23 protein-coding genes are annotated in these 21,321 nt (G+C 61.4%); 20 read left to right on the plus strand and 3 right to left on the minus strand.

The annotated features are described in order from the left end of the window. The first annotated feature begins 30 nt into the window (after positions 1-30). From cutD to ACTNB2_RS05960, 16 genes are all read left to right on the plus strand, one after another. Complete coding sequence (gene cutD / locus ACTNB2_RS05885) at positions 31-978, plus strand: choline TMA-lyase-activating enzyme (RefSeq protein ID WP_441042170.1); 948 nt, start codon at positions 31-33, stop codon at positions 976-978. 9 nt (positions 979-987) lie between these two features. After that, entirely contained in the window at positions 988-1,326 is a 339-nt protein-coding gene (locus ACTNB2_RS05890; protein WP_022387084.1) for a BMC domain-containing protein, read from the plus strand. A gap of 14 nt (positions 1,327-1,340) precedes the next feature. After that, a complete protein-coding gene (locus tag ACTNB2_RS05895) occupies positions 1,341-1,775 on the plus strand; it encodes a EutP/PduV family microcompartment system protein (protein WP_441044874.1) in 435 nt (144 codons plus the stop codon). 27 nt (positions 1,776-1,802) lie between these two features. After that, the gene (locus tag ACTNB2_RS05900) at positions 1,803-2,429 is read left to right on the plus strand and encodes a hypothetical protein (RefSeq protein WP_441042167.1); all 627 of its coding nucleotides are present in this window, start codon (positions 1,803-1,805) and stop codon (positions 2,427-2,429) included. After that, a complete protein-coding gene (eutJ, locus tag ACTNB2_RS05905) occupies positions 2,422-3,270 on the plus strand; it encodes an ethanolamine utilization protein EutJ (RefSeq protein ID WP_441042165.1) in 849 nt (282 codons plus the stop codon). The genes ACTNB2_RS05900 and eutJ overlap by 8 nt, the downstream gene beginning before the upstream one ends. Next, positions 3,263-3,568, plus strand: coding sequence for a BMC domain-containing protein (locus ACTNB2_RS05910; protein WP_441042163.1), 306 nt, complete (start codon positions 3,263-3,265; stop codon positions 3,566-3,568). The genes eutJ and ACTNB2_RS05910 overlap by 8 nt, the downstream gene beginning before the upstream one ends. Further along, positions 3,555-3,824: a EutN/CcmL family microcompartment protein gene (locus ACTNB2_RS05915; RefSeq protein WP_441042161.1), complete on the plus strand. Its 270-nt coding sequence runs from the start codon at positions 3,555-3,557 to the stop codon at positions 3,822-3,824. Before ACTNB2_RS05910 ends, ACTNB2_RS05915 begins: the two co-directional genes overlap by 14 nt. A 14-nt stretch (positions 3,825-3,838) precedes the next feature. Next, positions 3,839-4,747, plus strand: a complete 909-nt coding sequence (gene pduL, locus ACTNB2_RS05920) for a phosphate propanoyltransferase (protein ID WP_441042159.1) — start codon at positions 3,839-3,841, stop codon at positions 4,745-4,747. Between the two features lie 27 nt (positions 4,748-4,774). Further along, positions 4,775-5,062: a BMC domain-containing protein gene (locus ACTNB2_RS05925; RefSeq protein WP_075844449.1), complete on the plus strand. Its 288-nt coding sequence runs from the start codon at positions 4,775-4,777 to the stop codon at positions 5,060-5,062. Positions 5,063-5,444: 382 nt separating this feature from the next. Continuing rightward, complete coding sequence (locus tag ACTNB2_RS05930) at positions 5,445-5,732, plus strand: BMC domain-containing protein (protein WP_075844702.1); 288 nt, start codon at positions 5,445-5,447, stop codon at positions 5,730-5,732. 221 nt (positions 5,733-5,953) lie between these two features. Continuing rightward, positions 5,954-6,241 (plus strand): BMC domain-containing protein, encoded by a 288-nt coding sequence (locus ACTNB2_RS05935; protein WP_075844702.1) that lies wholly within the window; start codon positions 5,954-5,956, stop codon positions 6,239-6,241. 49 nt (positions 6,242-6,290) lie between these two features. Then, complete coding sequence (locus tag ACTNB2_RS05940) at positions 6,291-7,928, plus strand: acetaldehyde dehydrogenase (acetylating) (protein WP_441042156.1); 1,638 nt, start codon at positions 6,291-6,293, stop codon at positions 7,926-7,928. 39 nt (positions 7,929-7,967) lie between these two features. Then, positions 7,968-8,900 (plus strand): DUF4037 domain-containing protein, encoded by a 933-nt coding sequence (locus tag ACTNB2_RS05945; RefSeq protein ID WP_441042154.1) that lies wholly within the window; start codon positions 7,968-7,970, stop codon positions 8,898-8,900. A 52-nt stretch (positions 8,901-8,952) separates the two neighbouring features. Continuing rightward, positions 8,953-9,594, plus strand: a complete 642-nt coding sequence (locus ACTNB2_RS05950) for a DUF4125 family protein (protein ID WP_441042152.1) — start codon at positions 8,953-8,955, stop codon at positions 9,592-9,594. A 2-nt stretch (positions 9,595-9,596) separates the two neighbouring features. After that, positions 9,597-10,457, plus strand: a complete 861-nt coding sequence (locus tag ACTNB2_RS05955) for a MerR family transcriptional regulator (protein WP_441042150.1) — start codon at positions 9,597-9,599, stop codon at positions 10,455-10,457. Between the two features lie 40 nt (positions 10,458-10,497). Beyond that, complete coding sequence (locus ACTNB2_RS05960; RefSeq protein WP_441042148.1) at positions 10,498-11,595, plus strand: 1-propanol dehydrogenase PduQ; 1,098 nt, start codon at positions 10,498-10,500, stop codon at positions 11,593-11,595. A gap of 112 nt (positions 11,596-11,707) precedes the next feature. Here the strand turns inward: ACTNB2_RS05960 and ACTNB2_RS05965 are convergent, their stop codons facing one another. The 3 genes from ACTNB2_RS05965 to ACTNB2_RS05975 form a co-directional block, all read right to left on the minus strand. After that, positions 11,708-14,389, minus strand: coding sequence for a DEAD/DEAH box helicase (locus ACTNB2_RS05965; protein WP_441044872.1), 2,682 nt, complete (start codon positions 14,387-14,389; stop codon positions 11,708-11,710). Positions 14,390-14,656: 267 nt separating this feature from the next. Next, positions 14,657-15,538: a tRNA (guanine(46)-N(7))-methyltransferase TrmB gene (trmB, locus tag ACTNB2_RS05970; RefSeq protein ID WP_441044871.1), complete on the minus strand. Its 882-nt coding sequence runs from the start codon at positions 15,536-15,538 to the stop codon at positions 14,657-14,659. A 119-nt stretch (positions 15,539-15,657) separates the two neighbouring features. Next, positions 15,658-16,530: a class I SAM-dependent methyltransferase gene (locus ACTNB2_RS05975; RefSeq protein WP_441044870.1), complete on the minus strand. Its 873-nt coding sequence runs from the start codon at positions 16,528-16,530 to the stop codon at positions 15,658-15,660. A 267-nt stretch (positions 16,531-16,797) separates the two neighbouring features. On the opposite strand from ACTNB2_RS05975, the gene ACTNB2_RS05980 reads away from it, so the two are divergent. The 4 genes from ACTNB2_RS05980 to ACTNB2_RS05995 all read left to right on the plus strand — a co-directional run bounded on the left by ACTNB2_RS05980 (position 16,798) and on the right by ACTNB2_RS05995 (position 21,296). Next, the gene (locus tag ACTNB2_RS05980; protein ID WP_441044869.1) at positions 16,798-17,514 is read left to right on the plus strand and encodes a helix-turn-helix domain-containing protein; all 717 of its coding nucleotides are present in this window, start codon (positions 16,798-16,800) and stop codon (positions 17,512-17,514) included. After that, entirely contained in the window at positions 17,514-18,410 is an 897-nt protein-coding gene (locus ACTNB2_RS05985) for a DUF4097 family beta strand repeat-containing protein (RefSeq protein WP_441044868.1), read from the plus strand. Before ACTNB2_RS05980 ends, ACTNB2_RS05985 begins: the two co-directional genes overlap by 1 nt. A 102-nt stretch (positions 18,411-18,512) precedes the next feature. Then, on the plus strand, positions 18,513-20,420 hold the full coding sequence (locus tag ACTNB2_RS05990) for an elongator complex protein 3 (RefSeq protein ID WP_441044867.1): 1,908 nt from the start codon (positions 18,513-18,515) through the stop codon (positions 20,418-20,420). Further along, complete coding sequence (locus ACTNB2_RS05995; RefSeq protein ID WP_441042135.1) at positions 20,421-21,296, plus strand: spermidine synthase; 876 nt, start codon at positions 20,421-20,423, stop codon at positions 21,294-21,296. The last annotated feature ends 25 nt before the right edge of the window (positions 21,297-21,321 follow it).

Genomic DNA, 21,321 nt, shown 5'->3' on the forward strand with positions numbered 1-21,321 from the left:
GGCGCAACCCCAACGGAAAGGAGGACGCACATGAGCGAGCAGCTGGAAGAGAGCCTCGAGCGCCGCGCGCGCATCTTCAATACGCAGAAGTACAACATGTACGACGGCCCGGGCATTCGCTCCATCGCGTTCTTCAAGGGATGCCCTCTGCGCTGCAAGTGGTGCTCCAATCCCGAGAGTCAGCATCGTGGTTTTGAGGCCATGTTCAAGCAGACTGCTTGCGTGAACTGCGGGGCGTGCGTCGAGGCGTGCCCCGCAGGGGTTCACCGGCTCGTCAATGGCGAGCATGTGGTGGACCGCACCAAGCAGTGCCTGGGCTGCGGCGCCTGCGAGAAGGCCTGCCTGCAAAAGGCGCTTTCCATCATGGGCGAGGACCGCAAGATCTGCGACCTAGTTTCGTTCATGGACCAGGATGCGGACTTCTACCGTATGTCCGGCGGCGGCGTGACCCTGGGCGGCGGTGAGGTCTTGGCACAGCCCGAGGCCGCCCGCGCCCTGCTTGCGGCCTGCAAGGACCGCGGCTACCACACGGCGATCGAGACATGCGGCTACACCAAGACCGAGACGATTCTTGATATCGCGCGCTACGTTGACCTGTTCTTGTTCGACATCAAACAGATGGACCCGGTCAAGCACAAGCAGTGGACCGGCGTGAACAACGAGCAGATTCTCGCCAACATCCGCGCCCTGCTGGAAAACGGCTTTAACGTGCGCGTGCGCATGCCGCTGCTTCACGGGGTGAACGACGACAAGGCCGAGATAGACGCCATGATCGAGTTCTTCACTCCGTATCGCTACCAGAAGAACTTCGACGGCGTGGACCTGCTCCCGTACCACAAGCTGGGCGTGGGCAAGTACGCGCAGCTTGGTCGCGACTACGAGATCGAAGGCGACCCGTCGCTTTCCGAGGACGACCTCAACCGCATCGAGGGCTGGGTCTCCGAGGCGGACTTCAAGGTCAGCCTCGTTCTGCACTAGGGGTGGGGCATGGAACATCTTCAGCGCATCATCCAAGAGTCGGTCGACGGTAAGGAAGTCGTGTTGGCGCACGTCATCGCGTCTCCCGCGCCGGATATCTACGACCGCATCGGCGTGCCGCATGGCCAATCCATCGGCATCCTCACGCTGTCGCCGGAGGAGACCTCCATTATCGCGGCCGATATCGCCGCGAAGGCGGCTCCGGTGAGCATCGGGTTTCTCGATCGCTTTACCGGTGCTGTGGTGGTCTTGGGCGACGTGCAAAGCGTCGAGACGTCGATGCAGGAGGTCGTTCGCGTTCTTCATGACGGCCTGGGATTTCGTGCCCATGAGGTCACGAGGTCGTGATGGGAGATCGCCTTATGATCATCGGCTTGCCCGGATCGGGTAAGTCGACGATCTCCGATCTGGTGGAGGGGGAGCCCTCCGACCACCAGCATCGGGAAGATTGCTTGTATCGTTCGCGCAGCTTCGAGGTTCCGGGGAGCTATATCGAGAACCACTGGATGCACAGCATCGTGATCATGTTGTCGCAAAACCAGGCTTCTGGGGTGCTCCTTTTGATCGACGGGGCGAGCGGCGAGACGCTCTACTCGAGCGGTTTTGCCCGTGCGTTCAACGAGCCCTGCTTGGGCGTGCTTACCAAGTGCGACCTGCTGAGCGAAGAGGAACGCGAGCAAGGGTTGGCCAGGCTCGTGGATGCTGGCGTCGATATGGCACTTTGCCTTTCGACAACAACCGGCGAGGGCGTGAACGAATTATTGGACTGGGTGCGAAACCTCGCACCCAACGAGTGACCGATAACCAGAAAGGAGGAGACACCTATGTTCTATGTAACCGAAAACGAGCTGCGCGGCGCGTACAACCGGGAACACTTTTCCAGCTATACGCTGCCCGAGGATGCCAAGCTCACCCCGAGCGCCCGTCAGTTCCTCATCGACTTCCATATCGATTTCAATGAGGGCTACGGAGCTGCTTCCGGCACTGCGGGCACCGCTGTGGCCGACCCGGCTCTTGCGGCGGCGCGTGCCGAGAACGCCTTGGCTTCGTTTTATGACGACATCGTCGTCCTGGGCGCTCGCCTGCGCATGCTGGGCCGCAACGCCCTGGGAATCGAAAACGATATCGCCCACGTGTGCGATGCGCTGGGAACCCTGTGGCAAAACCACACTGACCTGGGCGGTCTCCTTTCCGAATGCGAGACCGCAGGCGAGGTGCCGTCGGCACCCGTGCTCCCGCCGCTTTCCGCGGCAGTGCACCCGCTCTACTACGAGATGGCGCTGCTCGATGCCGAGCTTGCTCGCACGCAGCGCTTTTGGGTGCAGGCCGCGAGCGAGATGACGGCCGAGGGCCACGACAGCGTGGATGCGTGGGCGCAAAGCGTCGTTCGCTGCCGCGCGTGCCTGGCTACGTGTTTGGAAAAGGTTGCAAGGGAGGTGCGCCATGGTTGATTTCGACGCCGCCAACACTCGTCTGCAAGATCTGCTCGACCGCGTGGGCAACCCCCGGCTGGTGAGCGCCGACGAGCCCCTGTACTGCGGACTCGACGTGGGCACCGCATTCATCGTGCTCGCCGTGGTCGATGCCGCGGGCGAGGCCGTGGCCTGCGCGTATCGCTTTGCCAGTGTGGTCAAGGACGGCATGGTCGTCGACTACATGGGCGCGGTCGATATCGCGCGCGAGCTCAAAGAGGAGCTCGAACAGCGGCTCGGGCGCGAGCTTGAACCCTGCGCCGTCGCCCTTCCTCCGGGAACCGAGGGCCTCGACGGCGGCGTTGTCAAAAACGTCGCCGAGGGAGCGGGCCTCGACGTGGTTGCCGTCTTTGACGAGCCCACGGCCGCAAATCTGCTCATCGGTGCGCGCGATGGCGCCGTGGTGGATATCGGCGGTGGCACCACCGGCATCTCCGTCATCCAGAACGGCCGCGTGGTGGAGTGCGTTGACGAGTCCACGGGCGGTACGCACTTTTCACTCGTGCTGGCCGGCGCCCGCGGCATGAGCTTTGACGAGGCCGAGCGCTACAAGCGTAACCCTGCCCATCATCGTGAGATCTTCCCTGTCGTCAAGCCCACGATCGATAAGGTGGCGAGCATCATCGCACGCGCCATCGATGGCTATGACGTGTCGGAGATCGTTTTGGTGGGTGGCACGGCCGAGCTTTCGGGCATCGAGGCTCCGGTTGAGAAGGCGCTGGGCATTCCGGTGCACAAGCCCAACCACCCCATGTTCGTAACGCCCTTGGGCATCGCTTTGGGCTGCCAGGCCACTGCCGAGGGTGACCTCGATGCTTGATATCAAGGTCATCAAGGCGCCAGCACCCGGCACGATGGCGATCTTGCGCCAGCGCTCGGGCCGTCGTTGGAGCGAGGAGTACCTGCCGGCGGCCGTGGGCCTCGTGCAGGGAAAGCTCATCGACATGGTGGTTGCGAGCGATATTGCCGAGAAGACGGCGGGCGTCGAGGTCACGGATATCCGTGGGAGTTGCCCACAAAACATGATTCTTCTGGCCATTGCCGGAGACACGGCGGAGGTCATGGAGTGCTTGGAACGCATCAAGGAAGGAGGGAACGGCGCCAATGCTCATCTGTAAGCTCATCGATTCCATCTGGGCGACCCGTAAGTACGAGGAGCTCGACGGTATGAAGTTGATGCGCGTCGAGGTCATCGACGGTCCGGAATCCGGGCGTCGCCTGGTGTGCGTCGATACCATCGGCGCAGGCACCGGCGACCGCGTGCTTGTGGCAACGGGTTCGGCCGCCTACCACTTCATGCGCGAGACCTTTGGTAAGAACGCGCCTGTAGATGCGGCCATCGTAGGAATTATCGACGAAGACGTGAGTCTGTAGGAAAGGAGGAAGAGATGAAACGACTGATCAGTGCAGCAGACGTGAAGGCGGCGGCCAAGAACGGTGGCGTGCTGGCGATCGATGACAACACCATCGTGACTCCGCAAGCCAAAGACGAGGCTGCCGAGCGGGGCGTCGAGCTGGTCTTTGCCGCTGCGCCCGTAGTGGCACAGCACAAGGCCTGCGCGCCCGCGCCCGAGCACCATGAGGCCCCCGCAGCGCCCGCGCCCGAGCACCATGAGGAGTACGAGGCGGCTATGAGTGCCGAGGAGATCGAGCGCCTTATTCGCGGTGCCCTTGATTCCGGCATTTGGAGCGAACAACAGGTCGAGGATCTTCTTGGGCATGCCGTCCCGCTGACCGTGAGCGTTGGCGTGTCCGGTCGTCATGTCCATCTATCCCAGGAGGACCTGGAGGCTCTGTTTGGAGCCGGCTACGAGCTCACTCCCATCAAGGAGCTCTCCCAGCCCGGGCAGTTTGCCGCCAAGGAGACGGTGACGCTTGTGGGTCCCAAGGGCGTTATCGAGCGAGTGCGCGTGCTTGGTCCCGTACGCCCGTCCACTCAGGTTGAGGTGCTGCGCGGCGATACGTTCAAGCTGGGCGTTCCTGCTTGCGTGCGCATGAGCGGTAAGCTCGAGCGCACGCCGGGCGTCACGCTCGCCGGCCCTCACGGCACCGTTGCCCTATCCCAGGGCACCATCGTCGCTGCGCGTCACATCCATATGACGTGCGACGAAGCAGCTCAGCGTGGGCTTCACGACGGCCAGGTCGTGTCGATCGCCTTTGGCGGCGAGCGCGGCGGACGTCTTGACAACGTGGTCGTGCGTGCCAACAACACGAGTGCCCTTGATTGTCATATCGACACCGAAGAGGCAAATGCCTTCGGTATTAAAAACGGTTCTGTTGTAGAGATCATCAAGTAGATCTCTACGAAATAGGAGGTAACAAAAATGGCAAACACTACCCAGGCCCTCGGCATGATCGAGACCCGTGGACTGATCGGCTCCGTCGAGGCCGCCGACGCCATGGTCAAGGCCGCAAACGTCACCCTCGTGGGTAAAGAGGAGATCGGCGGCGGCCTCGTGACCGTCTTCGTCCGCGGCGACGTGGGCGCCGTCAAGGCGGCAACCGACGCGGGCGCAGCCGCCGCCCAGCGCGTGGGCGAGCTCATCTCCGTGCACGTCATCCCGCGCCCCGACGGCTCCGTCGAGTCCATCCTGCCCGGTGCCAAGGCCTAAGTAAGCCATGGCAACGCGTGGATCCGGTACCGGCGGGAGCAAGAAGCTTCAGGAGAACGTCAAGAAGGCAGTTTCCGAGGTGACCGAAGCTCCCGCAAAGGCTCCCGCCGCAAAGAAGGAGCCCATGGCGGCGCCGGCGGCTGCTCAGAAGGAGACCGTGGCAAAGCCCGCGGCGGCAAAGATGTCTGCCGCAAAGAAAACGGCCGCAAAGCCCAAATCGGAACCTGCGACACCTGTACTCAACGAGAACGAGACCAAGGCGCAGCGCGAGGTCGAAGGGCATCCCGCACCGCTCAAGGTCGGGCTTTCCGCAAAGGAAGCACCCGCTACCAAACCTGCAGGCGCGCCTGCACCCAAAGAAACTACTCAGGAGGTAACAAGAATGTCTAACGCTACCCAGGCCCTCGGAATGATCGAGACCCGTGGACTGATCGGCTCCGTCGAGGCCGCCGACGCCATGGTCAAGGCCGCAAACGTCACCCTCGTCGGCAAGGAGCGCGTCGGCGGCGGCCTCGTGACCGTCTTCGTCCGCGGCGACGTGGGCGCCGTCAAGGCGGCAACCGACGCGGGCGCAGCCGCCGCCCAGCGCGTGGGCGAGCTCATCTCCGTGCACGTCATCCCGCGCCCCGACGGCTCCGTCGAGTCCATCCTGCCCGGCGGCGCCGCGTAATCGCGCGCCCGCAAAAGGCTAACCCATTCGATTGGGGCCGCCCATGCGTGTCCGCGGCCCCAATCGGGATGCCTGGCACTCTTTGTGCCGCCTGTTGTCACGTCCCCTCGCTGCGAATGCCTGCGCGCCTGCCGCCATTAGCGTCTGGGCGGGCACGCCGGCCATTTACGGCTTTTGCACCACTACATGCGGGCACACGCCTGCACCTTTAAGGAGGAACCATGTCTAACGCTACCCAGGCCCTCGGAATGATCGAGACCCGTGGACTGATCGGCTCCGTCGAGGCCGCCGACGCCATGGTCAAGGCCGCAAACGTCACCCTCGTCGGCAAGGAGCGCGTCGGCGGCGGCCTCGTGACCGTCTTCGTCCGCGGCGACGTGGGCGCCGTCAAGGCGGCAACCGACGCGGGCGCAGCCGCCGCCCAGCGCGTGGGCGAGCTCATCTCCGTGCACGTCATCCCGCGCCCCGACGGCTCCGTCGAGTCCATCCTGCCCGGCGGCGCCGCGTAATCGCGCGTCCGCACGAGCTGTTTTATCCGATTGATTCGAAAGGAGTCTCATGCAGGACTACGATTTCGATCTTCAGAGTATCCAGGCGGTTCGCGACCTCGCCCGCAAGGGTAAGATCGCTGCGAACCAGCTTGCTCATTACGACGAGGAACAGATCGACCGCATCCTCCGTAACATGGTGAAGGTTGCCGAGGAAAACGCCCAGGTGCTCGCCAGCATGGCTGTCGAGGAGACGGGCTTTGGCAAGGTTTGCGACAAGGTGTACAAGAACCATATCGCCAGCGCCTTGCTCTATGAGGAGATCCGCGACAAGAAGACCATCGGCGTTATCGACGCCGACGAGAAGAACCAGGTCATCTCCATCGCCGAGCCGGTTGGTCTGCTGATGGGCATCGTTCCCTCCACCAACCCCACCTCTACGGTCATCTACAAGGCGATGATCGCCCTCAAGGCGCGTAACGCTATCGTCTTTTCGCCACATCCCGCTGCCGCCAAGTGCACGGGCATGGCCATCCAGCTCATGAACCAGGCAGCTGTCGAGGCGGGTGCCCCCGAGAACGTGATTCAGGGCATCACGCTTTCTTCCATGGCTGCCACCAACGAGCTCATGCATGCTCCCGAAGTTGCCATGATCATCGCTACCGGCGGCCCCGGCATGGTCAAGGCTGCCTACAGCTCCGGCAAGCCCGCGCTGGGCGTGGGTGCTGGCAACTCGCCTGCCTATATCGAGCGCAGCGCCAACGTGCACGATGCTGTCCGTCGCATCCTTGCTTCCAAGACGTTTGACTACGGCACGATCTGCGCTTCCGAGCAGAGCATCATCTGCGAGACCTGCAACCGCGATACCGTGATGGCCGAGTTCCGTGCTCAGGGCGGCTACTTCATGAGCGAGGAGGAGTGCAAGAAGGTTTGCGCTCTGCTTTTCCGCAACGGTCACTCCATGAGCCCCAAGTTCGTGGGCCACAGCCCGCAGTCGATCGCGCAGGCGGCTGGTATCACGATCCCCGAGGGCACTCGTGTGCTTATTGGCGAGCAGCACGGCGTGGGCGATGCCTGGCCGCTGTCCTACGAGAAGCTCACCACTGTTTTGGGCTTCTATACCGTCTCCAACTGGGAAGAGGCCTGCGAGCTCGCCATCGAGCTGCTGCAAAATGGCATCGGTCACACCATGAGCATCCACACCACCGATAAGGACATGGTACGCAAGTTCTCCGTCAAGCCGGCTTCCCGCATTCTGGTGAACACCGGTGGATCCCAGGGCGGTACGGGTGTCATCACCGGTCTTGACGTCGCGCTCACACTGGGCTGTGGCACCTGGGGCGGCAGCTCCGTTTCCGAGAACGTGGGCCCGCAGCATCTCATCAACGTGAAGCGCGTGGTCAATGGCCTGGTCGAGCCTGACGAGGTTGTGGCTCACGACGAGCTGTTTGCCAAGTGGCATCCCGACCTGGCAGCACATCATACCGAGGCTGCAGCTTCCAGTGCCGGTTGCTGTGATGCCGCGTCCGGCACGGGCTGCGGCGACTCGAAGCCCCATCCGGTCTCGGGTATCAGCTACTCGGTGGGTTGCAACTGCACCGACGTGTCTCCCGACGCCCTTGCTGGTGCCAAACCCAACGACGTTATCGACGCCGACGAGCTCCAGAAGATGATTCATGAGCTCACGAATGCCTTCAAGGGCATCTAGTTTCTCTTGTAGCCAAACGCGCGGAAGCGGGGTGAAGTTGTGACAGGTCTTGAGCTTTCTCGTTCATATTACGAGCTTTACGCTCCAACCCTATTCGAAGGGCTACCGAGCGACGTTCGTTACCGCGCCGCGCTGGGTCTCGTTGGAGAGGGATCGGAATGTCTGGGCTTTGACGACGAGATTTCGCACGACCACGACTTTGGTCCCGGCTTCTGCGTGTGGCTTTCTACCGATGTGTATGAGGAGTGGGGGTCGGAGCTTCAGCGCCGCTACGACCTTTTGCCTGTAAGTTTTAAAGGTTTTACGCGCCAGCAGACGCAGGTGGCGGGCAGGCGCGTGGGGGTCTTTGAGACGCAGGCGTTCTACCGTCTCTACACCGGTCTTTCTCGTGCGCCGCAGTGTGCAAAGGAGTGGCTCGCCATTCCCGAGCAGCTCCTCGCTCAGGTTACCGCCGGCGAGGTTTTTGCTGATCCGAGTGGCGAGTTCTCCATTTTGCGTGCGGTGTACCAGGGATTTTATCCAGACGAGGTCATGCGTAAGAAGTTTGCTGCCCACTGCGCCTCCATGGCTCAAGCGGGCCAGTACAACCTTCCGCGCTGCCTTAAGCGCAAAGACGCCGTCGCTGCCCAGGCGGCGCGCAGTGAGTTTTTGACAAGCGTCATGGCGGCGTTTCATCTTCTTGCGCATACGTACATGCCGTACTACAAGTGGGCGTATCGCTCGCTTGCCGAGCGTGCGTGCGCGTGCGCGCCGGTGCTCGATGCCGTGCGCTCTATCGCCGCGGCGCCGGTGGAGCAGGTGGACCAAGATGATGTCGAAGCGCTTTGCCAGACGGTTGGTGCATCTGCTCACTTGGTCGGCTGGACGTCGTGCGGCAGTGACTTTTTGCTCGATGTCGCCTTGGACATCCAGGGCTCGTTGAGCGATCCGTATCTTGCTGCCTGTCCGCTTGCGGCCGGCGGATACCGATAGGGGGTTGGCATTGGGAGATTGCAGGACGTCATGCTCCGCACTTCGACAAGGTATGTCGGCGTTTTTCAATATGCCGGCGGTCGAGAAGTTGCTCGAAGACAAGGGCCTTGCTCATGCGGAAATCTCTGCACTGCAGGAGCTCGTGCAGCTTGAATGGATACATTTCGACACCGTTCAGGGTATGAGCGGACGCGCCGCCTGCCAAGACGACGCGGTTGGGTTCTTTGTTCATCGCGTTGCCCAGTACCTGAGTTTTCCTCGTGAGTCCATCATGGCTGTGCGCGATGACGTGGTGGCTGCCGATGCGGCGGGCCGCAACGTGATTCGCGAGAAGTACGCACGCATGATGGAGGCGACCGATCCCGTGGCGTTTGCGCGCGATTGGTCGGGGCGTCTGGAGGCTCCTTCACCGGTTAAACGCTGTGTACTCGACGAGATCGAGGGTACGCTGCGAAGAATGCTCGATATCGCACAGAGCGAACTTCCCGCGACGGCGCAGCATGTGAGGGGATCGATAACGCAGCCAAAGCTCATCTCTTCGATTGGTTATTATGTCTGTGAGATTCAAAGCTATTCACTGTCTACACTCAGGTGTTTGCGTGACGGGTTGCGGCGCCAACTGAGCGACCACGTGAATCCCGTTTTGGATACCTATGTGAATGCCGTACTCATTCAACGTGTTCTGGAGGCGTAAAGATGACTCGCGTGAGCGATGACGAGCTGCACAGCGGTCAGCTTTTGGGTATTGGCGAGGCAAGCCGGCTGTGCGGCATCACGCCTCGTGCGCTGCGTCATTACGACAAGCTCAATCTTCTCCAACCCGATTGCATAGGGGATAATAAATACCGCTATTACTCGCTCGAGACGATTTTACGCATCCCCATCATCAACTATCTCAAGATGATGGGCTTTTCACTCGATGAGGTCTCTGAGCTGTTCGAGACCAAGAGTTTCGACAAGATCAAGGAGATGTTCGGCGCCCATGCCGACGCCTGCACGCGCGAAATGACGCGCCTCGAGGAGTGCCGTCACACCATTCAGGATTGGATGGGACTTATCGACGAGGCTAATTTTGTCCTTTCGGTCAAGCCCAAGGACGTGAGCCTTAAGTACTTCTCTGCCCAGGAGTTTTTGGCCATGCCCTATCACTTTTGGGGAAACTACGCCGACGCTATTATCAACCTCGATTTCGCCTCGTTTGTCGAGGAGCACGACAACGTGATTACCGGTCCGGTGATCTTGCACCACAGCAACTTCGATGCGTGTTGTGAACCCGAGCATGCTCAAGAGCATTCCGAGGTTACGGTCGTGCAGCATGCGCTGCGTCCCATCGCCGAGGAGAATCGCATGAGGGTGGAGAGCGGCATGTACCTTTCCACGTATCATACGGGTCCGTTCGAGAATATCGGCGAGGCGCATCGCCGTGTGCGCGATTACGCGCGCGAAAACGGCTTCAAACCGGCCGATGGCGTGTTCGAACGCTTTGTGACCGACTACTGGACCACCTACAACCAAGATCTTTTCGTCGCCGAAGTCCTTTTACCTATTGAGCGGTAGTGACGCGACGACTCACACGTAAATTTCGAAAGGGGCTCTCATGCAGGGCTTTAAGATCATGACCGAATTGTTTTTTGGGCCGCAGGCCATCAATCATCTTGAGGGCCTGACCTATCGCAACGTGCTGATCGTCACCGATGGCTTTTTGGAGTCGTCGGGCATGGTCGCCAAGATGGCTCAGCACTTGCCCGCGGGTGCGCGCTATCAGACGTATTCCGACGTTAAGCCCGACCCGAGCCAGGAGCTTGTCGATGCGGGCGTGACCGTGGTGGAGCGCGTGCGGCCGGATATGGTTATCGCGTTTGGTGGCGGCTCGTGCATCGACGCGACGAAGGCGATTTTGTATTTTGCCCATGAGCACGGTATGGCCAAGCCGTATTTCTTGGCCATCCCCACCACGGCGGGCACGGGCTCGGAGGTTACCAACTTTGCCGTCATCACGCGCGGTGAGAACAAGGTTGTACTGATCGACGACTTTCTGGCTCCCGACGGCGCTCTGCTCGAGGCCGACTTTACCAAGACCGTGCCGGCAAAGATTACGGCAGATACCGGCCTTGACGTGTTGACGCACGCTATCGAGGCATATGTCTCGAACGCTGCCACGCCGTTTGCCGACGCACTTGCCGTGAAGGCTGCTTCCATCGTGTTTGAGGACTTGCCGATAGTCTATCGCGACGGCCTTGCCATGCGCAGCCGCACGCGAATGATCGAGGCGTCGTGCTCCGCGGGCATCGCTTTCACCAACGCCGGTCTGGGTATCAATCACTCGCTGGCACATGCCCTGGGCGGGCGCTTCCATGTGGCCCACGGCCGTTTGAATGCCATCTTGCTGCCCTATGTGATGCGTTTCCATATGAGCGAGTCCAAGTATCGCGAGCCATATGACCGTCTGGCTCACGATTTGGGTATGGCCGATGCCGACGAGCTTCTTGCCCGCGTGCTTGAGCTACGCGAGTGCCTGGGTGTCGAGAATGCCCTGTCCGACCTTCCGCAGTTTGAGTCGGCGGTGTTCGAGACCGAGCTCTCCGGCATCGCCGAGGCAGCCCAGCACGACCGCTGTACGCCGTCCAACCCACGTGCCGTATCCAAGCAGGACTTGGTCAACATCGCCCGCGATGCCTACTGCGGCCGCATGTGATAAAAGTCCACAAGTTTATTTTGTCATGTTTTGCGCCGGGGGCACGTTGATATCCCCCCCGGCGCTATTTGTTTTCGTGTAGGCGAGCCGGTCACCGCGCTTTGCATGAGGACTAGCCCTCGAGCAGGTCTTCGATAAAGCCGACGCGGTAGTTTTTGAAGATGACTTCACCGCCGTCTTGCGTGGCGTCCAGATCGACATCGCCCATGATGCCAAAGTCGTGGTCGCCGTCCTCGTCGGCAAAGATCTGGTGCACGTGCCATACGTGCGCGGTCTTCTCGTCGGACTCATCGATGGAAAACATCGCGGCGCTGCGGGCATCTCCGTCGGTGAGGATTTCCTCGTGCTGCTCATGGTAGGCATCGAGGGCCTTTTGCCAGCGGATCTCGCTCATGCCCCAGTCGTTGTCGAGCTCGCCCAGGTCGCGAACGTGCTCACGGGCGGCAAGGGTCACGCGGCGGAAGAGCGCATTGCGCACCAGCAGCGTGCAGCCGCGGCGGTCCGCCACGACCTCGTCGATGCCCTGTGGCGGCACGGCATCGAGGGCTGCCGGGTTGCCGGCGTTCTCCCACTCGTCCACCAGGCTCGAGTCCACCGAGCGCACCACAAAGCCCAGCCACGAGATAATGTCGCACAGGCGCTCGTCGCGCTTCTCGATGGGTACGGTGCGGTCGAGCGAACGGTAGGCCTCTGCCAGGTAGCGAAGCAAAATGCCCTCGGAGCGGGCGATGCCGAGCTTTTGAATGTAGCCCTTAAAATCGCTCGCGCTTTCCAGCATATCGCGCAGGACACTCTTGGGAGAGAGCTGGTAGTCGTTTGCCCAGGGCACTTCCTGGCAGTACTTGTCAAAAGCGGCGTCGAGCAAATCCTCGAGCGGCTTTTCGTACGTGACGTCTTGAATGCGCTCCAAGCGTTCCTCATACTCGATGCCGTCGGCCTTCATCTCGGCCATAGCGCGATCGCGTGCGGCGCGCTCCTGTGCACGCAATACCTGCTTGGGGTCCTCGAGCGTGGCCTCGACCATCGAGATGAGGTCCATGGTATAGGTCTCACTTTCGGGGTCGAGCAGCTCCAGCGCGGCAAGCAAAAACGGCGAGAGCGGCTGGTCGAGCGCAAAGTCCTCGGGCAGGTCGACCGTCAGCGCGTAGTCGATGTCCGGCGCGGCGTCAGCCGGAGCGTCGGGTGCGGGCGGCACCTCGGTGCGCACGACGACGCCGGAGTCGATGAGCGTGGCGAAGATCTCGTCGGCGCGAACCTCGAGCTTGGCCTTTTCTTCGGGGGTCTGCAGGCTTGTCTCGATGAGGTCGTGTACGCGGGCTCGGGCATTGCCGCCCTGCTCGACCACACTAATCACCATAGAGTGCGTGATGCGCAGGCGTGGCTTGAGTGTTTCGGGTTGCGTCTCGATCAGGCGCTCAAAAGTTTGCTTGTTCCATGAGACAAAGCCCTCGGGGGCCTTTTTCTTTTTAATCTTACGGAGTTTTTTGGGGTCGTCGCCCGCCTTGGCCATAAGCTTGGCATTCTCGATCTCGTGCTCAGGTGCCTCGGCGATTACCATGCCCTCGGTATCGAAGCCCGAGCGACCGGCGCGACCGGCAATTTGATGGAACTCTCGGGCGCGCAGACGACGCATCTTGTAACCATCGAACTTGGTGAGCGCGGTGAGCACCACGGTGTGGATGGGCACGTTGATGCCGACGCCGAGCGTGTCGGTACCGCAGATGACGGGCAGCAGGCCCTGCTGCGCCAAGCGCTCGACCAGCAGGCGATAGCGCGGCAACATGCCAGCATGGTGCACGCCGACGCCGCATCCAAGCAGGCGCTTGAGAATCTTGCCAAAGGCCGTGGAGAAGCTCGTTCCCTTTGCCGCTTCTTTGATGGCCTCGCGCTGCTCCTTGCTGGCGATGCCAAAATTGGCGAGCGACTGTGCCGTCGCAAGGGCGGCATCCTGGCTAAAGTGCACGATATAGAGCGGGGCCTCGCCGCGGCGCATCGCGAGCTCGACCGTGCCCTCGAGGGAGGTCGTCACATAGTCGTAGCTCAGCGGAACAGGACGCGGGGCATCGACAACCAAGTCGCAAGCAGCGCCGGTGTGCTCCTCGAGCGAGGCGGCGATGGCGGTGACATCGCCGAGCGTGGCGCTCATGAGCATAAACTGCGTGTGGGGCAGGGTGAGCAGCGGTACCTGCCAGGCCCAGCCGCGGTCGGGGTCGGCAAAGTAGTGGAACTCGTCCATGGCCACGCAGCCCACGTCGGCGCCCTCGCCCTCGCGCAGCGCATCGTTGGCAAGGATTTCGGCCGTGCAGCAGATGACGGGCGCCTTGGTATTGATATGCGTATCGCCGGTGATCATGCCGACGTTATCGCGGCCGAGTACCTGTACCAGGTCGAAGAACTTTTCGCTGACCAGGGCTTTGATGGGGGCCGTGTAATAGCAGCGCTTGCCCTGAGCCATGCCCATAAAGAGCATGCCCAGTGCGACGAGCGATTTACCCGATCCGGTCGGTGTGCCTAAAATGACGTGATCGCCGGCGGCCAGGTCCATGAGGGCCTCTTCTTGGTGATCCCACAGCTCAATGCCACGGTCGCTCGTCCATTCAAAGAAGCGTTCGAAGGCCTGATCGGGCGTGAGCCATGGTTCGGGCTCGCTGCCGTCCTCGGGCTCCCACCAGGTGGGAGAGAGCGCGCCGAGCGAGCCAAACTCGGCTTCGGTTCCCGTGCCGCCCGAGAACGAGCTGGCGGCGCCGGCACCGGAGACGGTGCTGGCGGCGGTATCTGTCGTGGTCTGTGCCATGTGTTTGCTTTCTCTCGCGATTGTCCGCCAACTATTATGGCGTAGCGTCGCATCGATGCGTTCGCAGGCAAGAAAATGCAGGAAATGGGCGTTCTGCCCAGCTGTTTGGTGCAGTTGCCAGCTAAGTGAGTAGACTTTTTGCAATATCGCGAGCACATGGCTTTTGCGCAAAGGCTCTACCTGCGGTTTTAGTATTGGTTATGCGGGTTGTGCTTGGCTATTGCAAAAAAGTCTACTCACTTAGATTTGAGGGTCGTTTGCTGGCGCCTATTTGCGCTTGTTTGCCGCAGCCGCGACCATCAGAGGCCCCTGGGACTCCTGCGGTAAGCGCTTCTTGCCCTTGCGGGCGCGGTTTTTAAAGTTCTCGACGGCCTCTTCCATGCCGAGGGGCACGTAGGTGAGCTCATCGAGATTGTCGGGCAGGTAGCACGCAAGGCTTTGCTCCTGCGCGCGGCCCGCCGTGAGCTGTTCATTGCTGGGCAGCGCGTCGGGAGTGGCGCAAATGCCATAGACGGCGGCACCCATCTCGCGCGTGCGGCGCTCGTATTCGGTCTCGGGATGCTCGGGATGGTCGCGGCGAACGTCGTCACTTACCCATAGTGTGTCGTAGCCGGCCGCGGCAAACTGCCCCAGGGCGTAGTCGCGCAATGGCTTGCTGTCGGTGCGCAGCGTGACGGTGGCGCCGGCTGAAAAAAGCGGGCGGTAGAGCATCAGATGGTCGACATGGACGAGTCGTTTTTTGGCGTACTTAGCCTTAGGCTGCGGCGTGGGAAAGTTGACGGTGATGGCATCGAGCTCGCCTGTGGCAAACAGCTGCGGCAACGATGCGGCGCCTCGGGGCAGGACGAGTGCGTTGGCCAGTTCCTGCTCGCAGATTTTCTGTGCGGCATAGGCGATGCAGATGGGCTCCTGGTCCATGCCGATAAAGAGCGTGTTTGGCTCGTGGGCCGCGCGCTCTACAAGGTACGATCCCTTGCCGCAGCCAAGATCCAGGTGAAGGTGTTCGAAAGACTTGCTGCCTGCGGGCGCACAGGCCTCGCGCCAATCTCCGGCATAGATTTCAGGGTTCGTCTCAATCGCATCGGCGTAGCGCTCCAGGCGCTCTTCGAGCACAAAGTTCTTAGGCGTGCGAACGTGGACGGCTCCCATGAGGCTCCTTGGTCATAAGTATGGAACGCATAGCTGCGCGTTCCGTCAATGGGTTGAAAAAAGGGTAGGCATAGCTTGCCCGAAAGATGCGGTGCGGCTCGTCGGCGGCTCGTCGGTGCCTACAGGCGCTTGAGAATCACGTAGCGGTTGAGCTCGCCACTGCGACCGTCGGCATGGAAGCGCTCAAGCTCGCGTACGGGGACCTCGCCGCTCTTGTAGAACGTGCGAACGCCGCGCACCAGGTCGGTGATCTGCTGATCGTCAAAGTGATGGCAATAGCGGTAGGCGTGGCGGTCGTTTTGCCAGCCAATGAGGTGGTCGCCGGCTTCAAACTGCGCTGAATCGTAACCCTCAAACGGCGGGGTGAGCTCGGCGCGGGCCTCGGCGCGAACGGCCTTGCGCGCCATGCGCTCGTCGTTCATAAACTCCCAAAAGCTAATGGCGATGATGCCGCCCGGGCGCGTCTGCCGCACCAGGGCGTCGAGCACGCGTACGCGGTACTCGCACGACGGCACGTGGTGCATAAAGCCAAAACAGACCGAGATGTCGGCGAGCGGGGCGTCGAAAAGCGCGTCGGGCGCCTCGGCGGGGTTGAGCTTCATGAGGGCATCGAGCACGTCGAGTTCCTGGAAGTGCAGGTTGGGAATGCGCAGGGCGTGACCGTGCGCATCGATAGCCAGGTCTTGGCACGAGTCGACGCCATAGAACTCAAACGGGCAGCTGGCGTCTGCCGAGGAGTTTGCGCCGTCGACGCCCTTGGCGGCAAGTGCGCCGCCGGCGGCAAAGTTCTCGAATCGCATATTGCCGCAGGCGAGATCGAAGACGCGGACGGGATGCTCGATTGTGGCGACGTCGAGCTGCCCGAGCGCGATATCCATGGTGCGCACCCAGCCGGGCCACGGGGCCTGACGCGTATCGGAAAAGGAGGCGGAGTGCTCGCGATAGAACGTGTTGTTGAGCTGGATGAGCGATGAGGCGAAATCGCGGTTCACGGCGCGGAACTCCCTCCGTTGGCGGTGCGGAATTAACAGTACGACCATACTACCGTTAACGCCGCAACGGGGACAACCAAGCTACGTGTCATTGCTTTGTTTGGACACATTTCCGCAGCTCATATGCACCCGCAACCGCCGGTTGTCAAAAATCTCACTAGAATAGGTGGCATGCTTTTGGCGGTGGCGGATAGATTTTTAACTGTGCAAGGCGCCTTAAGAACATAAACGGTCCGGCGGCACGGCTGGCATCACATAGGAGGAACCATGAATGTAGAAACTGCGCAGCGGCTCGCCGACCTTCGCCGCAGCAAAGGCTTTAGTCAAGAAGGGCTGGCACGAAAGCTGGGACTGTCGCGCCAAGCGGTCAGTAAATGGGAGCGCGCGGAGAGCTCGCCCGATACCGAGAACCTGATCTCGCTCGCCAAACTCTATGGCGTGAGCCTGGACGAGCTCCTCAATCCGAGCGACGAGATCGAGGACGATATCGAGTTTGAGAACGAGGACCGCGCCCGTCAGCGCGAGGCCGAGGCCGCGGAGCGCGCCCGCACCCATGAGGCGGCGGCACGTGCCACCGAGGCGGCAACACAGGCGAGTGATGCTGCGGCTAAGGCGGCGCAAGCGGCAAGCTGGAGTGCGCAGGCCGCCAATGCCGCTACGGCGCAGGCGACGAGTGGCGGCGCAGTTGGCTCGACTCCGGTGAAGGGCCCGTTCCAGTCGTTCCCGTATTGGGCCGTGTGCTGGCTGCTGTTCTTTTTGCTGATGTTCCCGTTTGGTGCCGGCCCCTTTGCTGCGCTCATCTTCTTTACGATCCCTATCTATCACTGGGTGGCGCGTGCGCTCGATGGCGATTGGGCACGCGGGGATATTCAGGTTGGTCCGGCACCGGTGACAGCTAGGGCTCAGAATGTTTCCGCTGCGGTTGATACTGACGTGGCTACCGCGACCACCGCTGAGCCGATTGCCAAAGAGGGTGATGAATGATGAAGCTTTCGCATGAATCCAAGGTACGCTTGGGCGTTGGCATCGGAGCGTTTGTACTGATTATCGGGCTTGTGTTTGGCGTTTCGCGGCTATTGGCTCATTCCGATATGGTGCGTACGACCGGTATTCTATCTGGCCATTTGTCTGATTTTGACGATATGTTTGACGAGGACGATTCCTTGAATAGCGGTAACTATTCCGCTCTGCCTCAGCAACTTTCGAGTGCGACTTTTGATGCCGATGAGTTCCGCTACCTCGATTTCGATATCAATGCGGCTTCGGTGGACGTCAAGGTTGTTGATGGCAACAAGGCTCGCGTTATAGAGCGGGGGCGCGTTGCCGAGGGTATGGATGCCTCCAAGGCCGCGACGCAAAACATCGCATCCGTCGAGGACTCGACGCTCAAGGTTTCCCAGTTTGGAAGTGATGACGGTAAGGCAATCGATCGCTCAGTTACGGTTGAGCTGCCACGCCGTGTTGCCGAACATCTGAAGGGAGTCAACGCGCACGTGGGCTCGGGTGATCTGCAGATTGCCGGTGTCATCTGTGATGGTTTCGACCTTTTCCTGGGTGCGGGAGATGTAGAGTTTTCGGGCAGCGTGACCGATGCGCTCAGCGCTGAGGTCGGTTCGGGCGATGCGACGTTCGAGCTTTACCAGGCCCCCGCGAAGTCGATGGACGTGAGTGTGGGCTCTGGCGATGTGGAGATGACGGTTCCGAACTCGACGGGCTTTAAGGCGAGCGTCACCTTGGGCAGCGGCGACTTCGAGAGCGATTTCCTTCCGCTTGGCTACGACGGCGAGACCATTTTGAATCTTGAATTCGACAACGGGGATAAGTCTGCCACGTATCGTTTTGAGGTCGGTTCGGGTGACATGTCGTTTGATCCGGAGTGATGGCTGCGGGCTGGTCCGCAAGCATAGATGCTTAGACGCGCTCTTTGATGGAGGCGCCGGGGCCGTGACGGGCTCCGGCGCCTTTGCCTTTACAATGGGGGCATGGAACAGATTATCTTGAACATACTTGAGGCCCTGCGTTGCGGCGAGGCCGTAGACGACAAGGCGCTCGTCAAACTGATACATGCCGAGGCGCGCCGTGAGGGTGCCGACAAGCGCGATCTGGCCAAGCGCCGTCTGCTGCCGTTCTACCAGCGGGTTAAACGTGAGGATCCGGCTCGTTGGGCTGCGTGGAATGTCGATTCCGATCTGGAACGTCAACTGCTGCAGGTGCTACGCATGAAGCCGCGCCGCACGGCTTCGGGCGTAGCGACCATTACCGTCATCACCAAGCCGTGGCCGTGCTCGGGCGATTGCCTGTTTTGCCCCAACGACCTGCGTATGCCCAAAAGCTATTTGCATGCCGAGCCCGCGTGCGCCCGTGCGGAGCAAAATTGCTTCGATCCGTATCTGCAGGTGAGCGCTCGTCTGACCGCGCTTTCGCAGATGGGGCATGCGACCGATAAGATTGAGCTCATTGTGCTCGGTGGCACCTGGAGCGACTATCCGCAAGGGTATCAGACATGGTTTATGTCGGAGCTCTTCCGTGCGCTCAATGACGATGCCGTCGCCGGCGTGGCGGCCAACCCCATGTTGGCGCGTCCGGGCATCAGCCGTGCTGAGGCGGGGCGTCTGCTCGACGATGCACCCGCCGATGCGCTGCCGCCGGTGGTGTCGGAGCGCCGCGAGCGCTATCGGGCTGCCGGCATTGCGACAGACGAGGCCGAGCTCGCTGCCGGCGTTGCCGACGAACAGGAGCGTGTGGATGCTGCCGTGGGCGGCTATAACCGTGCGGTGCGTCGTTTGTACGGCCCCGGTACGCCGTGGGGCGAGGTCACCGAGTGGCAGACGGCAACGATGGAGGAGCTCGAGCGTCAGCAGCGCATCAACGAGACGGCGAAGCATCGCGTGGTGGGACTCGTTATCGAGACGCGCCCCGATGCCGTAACGCCGCAGGCGCTTACGCTCATCCGCCGCCTGGGCTGCACCAAGATCCAGATGGGCATCCAGAGCCTCGACCAGTACCTGCTCGATATCAACGAGCGTCGCATTTCGGTGGGGCAAATCGAGCGGGCGTTTTCGCTTGCGCGCCTGTTTGGCTTTAAGATCCACGCGCATTTTATGCTCAACTTGCTGGGTGCCACACCCGAGGGGGACAAGCGCGACTACGAGCGCTTTATGACCGAGGGGGCCTTTATGCCCGACGAGGTCAAGGTCTACCCGTGCGCGCTCATCGAGGGTTCGCGTCTGGTGGGCTGCTACGAGCGCGGCGAATGGCGCCCCTATACCGAGGAGGAGCTGCTCGACGTGCTAGCCGATGACATCGTGGTGACGCCGCCGTTCTGCCGTATCAGCCGCATGATCCGCGATTTTAGCTCCGACGACATTATGGTGGGCAACAAGAAGCCCAACCTGCGTCAGCTCGTCGAGAACCGCCTGGCTGCTCGGGGTGACGGTGCGACGGTGCGTGAGATTCGCTATCGCGAGATCAGCACGGCGGGTGCCGACTTGGATGAGCTGACCCTTGACGAGGATGTAGCGTACGAGACGCCGGTGACGCACGAGCGCTTTTTGCAGTGGGTGACGCCGCAGGGCAAGATTGCGGGCTTTTTGCGCCTGTCGCTGCCCGACCATTCGTTTGTTGCCGCGCATGCGGACGAGTTGCCGACGACGCCGGACGAGGCGATGATTCGCGAGGTGCACGTGTACGGCATGGCGGCGCGCGTGGGCGACCAGGGCCAGGCGGCGCAGCATCACGGGTTGGGGCGTTTGCTCGTAGAGCGTGCGTGCGAGATTGCCCGGGATGCGGGGTATGCGCGCATCAACGTGATCAGCGCGATTGGCACGCGCGAGTACTATCGCCATCTTGGATTTTATGACCATGGCCTTTATCTGCAAAAGGAGCTCTAGATGAACAAGCCGAGTGTTTCTGCCGGCGTTGTTGCCGGCGTTGCTCTGGGAGCCGCGGCGCTGGGCGCGGCTGCCGTCGCTGTTCGCGCTGCCTGCCTGCAGGTCGCGCGAACCCGCAATGGATTGGCGCGTGTGAAACGCGTGCACGATGAGGGCGGCGATGAAGTCCGCGTATTGGTGCAAGGCGGTGTCTACCAAAGCGCGAGTTACGTCGGCGAGCGCTGGGCGGAGCCCGTCTTTGCGTATTATCGCGCGTTTGACGACGTGTTTGAGGCCGAGGATGCGATGCGTGACGTTTATGGTCACGGTATCAGCCGTATGCTTATGCTAGGTGGCGGCGGGTTTGCCTATCCCAAATTTGCGTTGATGTCGCACGAGGGCCTGCGCATGGACGTTATCGAGTATGACGGAGAGATTACGCGCCTGGCGCGCCGCTGGTTCTACCTAGACGAGCTAGAGCGCGCGGCGGGCGATCGCCTGCGGGTGATAACCGCTGAGGCTCGCTCGTATCTGGGTGTGACGAGTGTGGGCCATCGTCGCTACGACGTGGTCGTGAGCGATTGCTTTGGCGGTGCCGAGCCCGTACGCGAGCTGGCGACGGTTGAGGCGTTGCGTTTAGTGCGGGGCAGCCTGAACCCCGGGGGTATCTACGTTGCCAATATCGTGAGCGCAAACGAGGGGAGCGATGTAACGTTCCTGCGCGACTGCGCTGCCACGGCACTCGAGATATTCGCCTACGCCTGGGTGGTCCCCTGTGGCGATACAGAGTTCGGCGGCGAGGAAAACTACCTGCTCATCGCCAGCGACGGGAACCATGCCTTTGCCGAAGCCGTGCCCTTTGACGCCGACTTCCTCGGCGCCGTCCTTCACGACTAGCGCGTCTTTCTGCGACCAGTCTTTC

Origin of the sequence: Collinsella sp. HCP28S3_G2, from assembly GCF_052065125.1 — a bacterium.
In the GTDB taxonomy this organism is placed as follows: domain Bacteria; phylum Actinomycetota; class Coriobacteriia; order Coriobacteriales; family Coriobacteriaceae; genus Collinsella.

Bases quoted from the DNA above. Each gene is read 5' to 3' on its own strand.
- cutD (WP_441042170.1), top strand. From the start codon at position 31: ATGAGCGAGCAGCTGGAAGAGAGCCTCGAGCGCCGCGCGCGCATCTTC.
- ACTNB2_RS05890 (WP_022387084.1), top strand. From the start codon at position 988: ATGGAACATCTTCAGCGCATCATCCAAGAGTCGGTCGACGGTAAGGAA.
- ACTNB2_RS05895 (WP_441044874.1), top strand. From the start codon at position 1,341: ATGATCATCGGCTTGCCCGGATCGGGTAAGTCGACGATCTCCGATCTG.
- ACTNB2_RS05900 (WP_441042167.1), top strand. From the start codon at position 1,803: ATGTTCTATGTAACCGAAAACGAGCTGCGCGGCGCGTACAACCGGGAA.
- eutJ (WP_441042165.1), top strand. From the start codon at position 2,422: ATGGTTGATTTCGACGCCGCCAACACTCGTCTGCAAGATCTGCTCGAC.
- ACTNB2_RS05910 (WP_441042163.1), top strand. From the start codon at position 3,263: ATGCTTGATATCAAGGTCATCAAGGCGCCAGCACCCGGCACGATGGCG.
- ACTNB2_RS05915 (WP_441042161.1), top strand. From the start codon at position 3,555: ATGCTCATCTGTAAGCTCATCGATTCCATCTGGGCGACCCGTAAGTAC.
- pduL (WP_441042159.1), top strand. From the start codon at position 3,839: ATGAAACGACTGATCAGTGCAGCAGACGTGAAGGCGGCGGCCAAGAAC.
- ACTNB2_RS05925 (WP_075844449.1), top strand. From the start codon at position 4,775: ATGGCAAACACTACCCAGGCCCTCGGCATGATCGAGACCCGTGGACTG.
- ACTNB2_RS05930 (WP_075844702.1), top strand. From the start codon at position 5,445: ATGTCTAACGCTACCCAGGCCCTCGGAATGATCGAGACCCGTGGACTG.
- ACTNB2_RS05935 (WP_075844702.1), top strand. From the start codon at position 5,954: ATGTCTAACGCTACCCAGGCCCTCGGAATGATCGAGACCCGTGGACTG.
- ACTNB2_RS05940 (WP_441042156.1), top strand. From the start codon at position 6,291: ATGCAGGACTACGATTTCGATCTTCAGAGTATCCAGGCGGTTCGCGAC.
- ACTNB2_RS05950 (WP_441042152.1), top strand. From the start codon at position 8,953: ATGTCGGCGTTTTTCAATATGCCGGCGGTCGAGAAGTTGCTCGAAGAC.
- ACTNB2_RS05955 (WP_441042150.1), top strand. From the start codon at position 9,597: ATGACTCGCGTGAGCGATGACGAGCTGCACAGCGGTCAGCTTTTGGGT.
- ACTNB2_RS05960 (WP_441042148.1), top strand. From the start codon at position 10,498: ATGCAGGGCTTTAAGATCATGACCGAATTGTTTTTTGGGCCGCAGGCC.
- ACTNB2_RS05965 (WP_441044872.1), bottom strand. From the start codon at position 14,389: ATGGCACAGACCACGACAGATACCGCCGCCAGCACCGTCTCCGGTGCC.
- trmB (WP_441044871.1), bottom strand. From the start codon at position 15,538: ATGGGAGCCGTCCACGTTCGCACGCCTAAGAACTTTGTGCTCGAAGAG.
- ACTNB2_RS05980 (WP_441044869.1), top strand. From the start codon at position 16,798: ATGAATGTAGAAACTGCGCAGCGGCTCGCCGACCTTCGCCGCAGCAAA.
- ACTNB2_RS05985 (WP_441044868.1), top strand. From the start codon at position 17,514: ATGAAGCTTTCGCATGAATCCAAGGTACGCTTGGGCGTTGGCATCGGA.
- ACTNB2_RS05990 (WP_441044867.1), top strand. From the start codon at position 18,513: ATGGAACAGATTATCTTGAACATACTTGAGGCCCTGCGTTGCGGCGAG.
- ACTNB2_RS05995 (WP_441042135.1), top strand. From the start codon at position 20,421: ATGAACAAGCCGAGTGTTTCTGCCGGCGTTGTTGCCGGCGTTGCTCTG.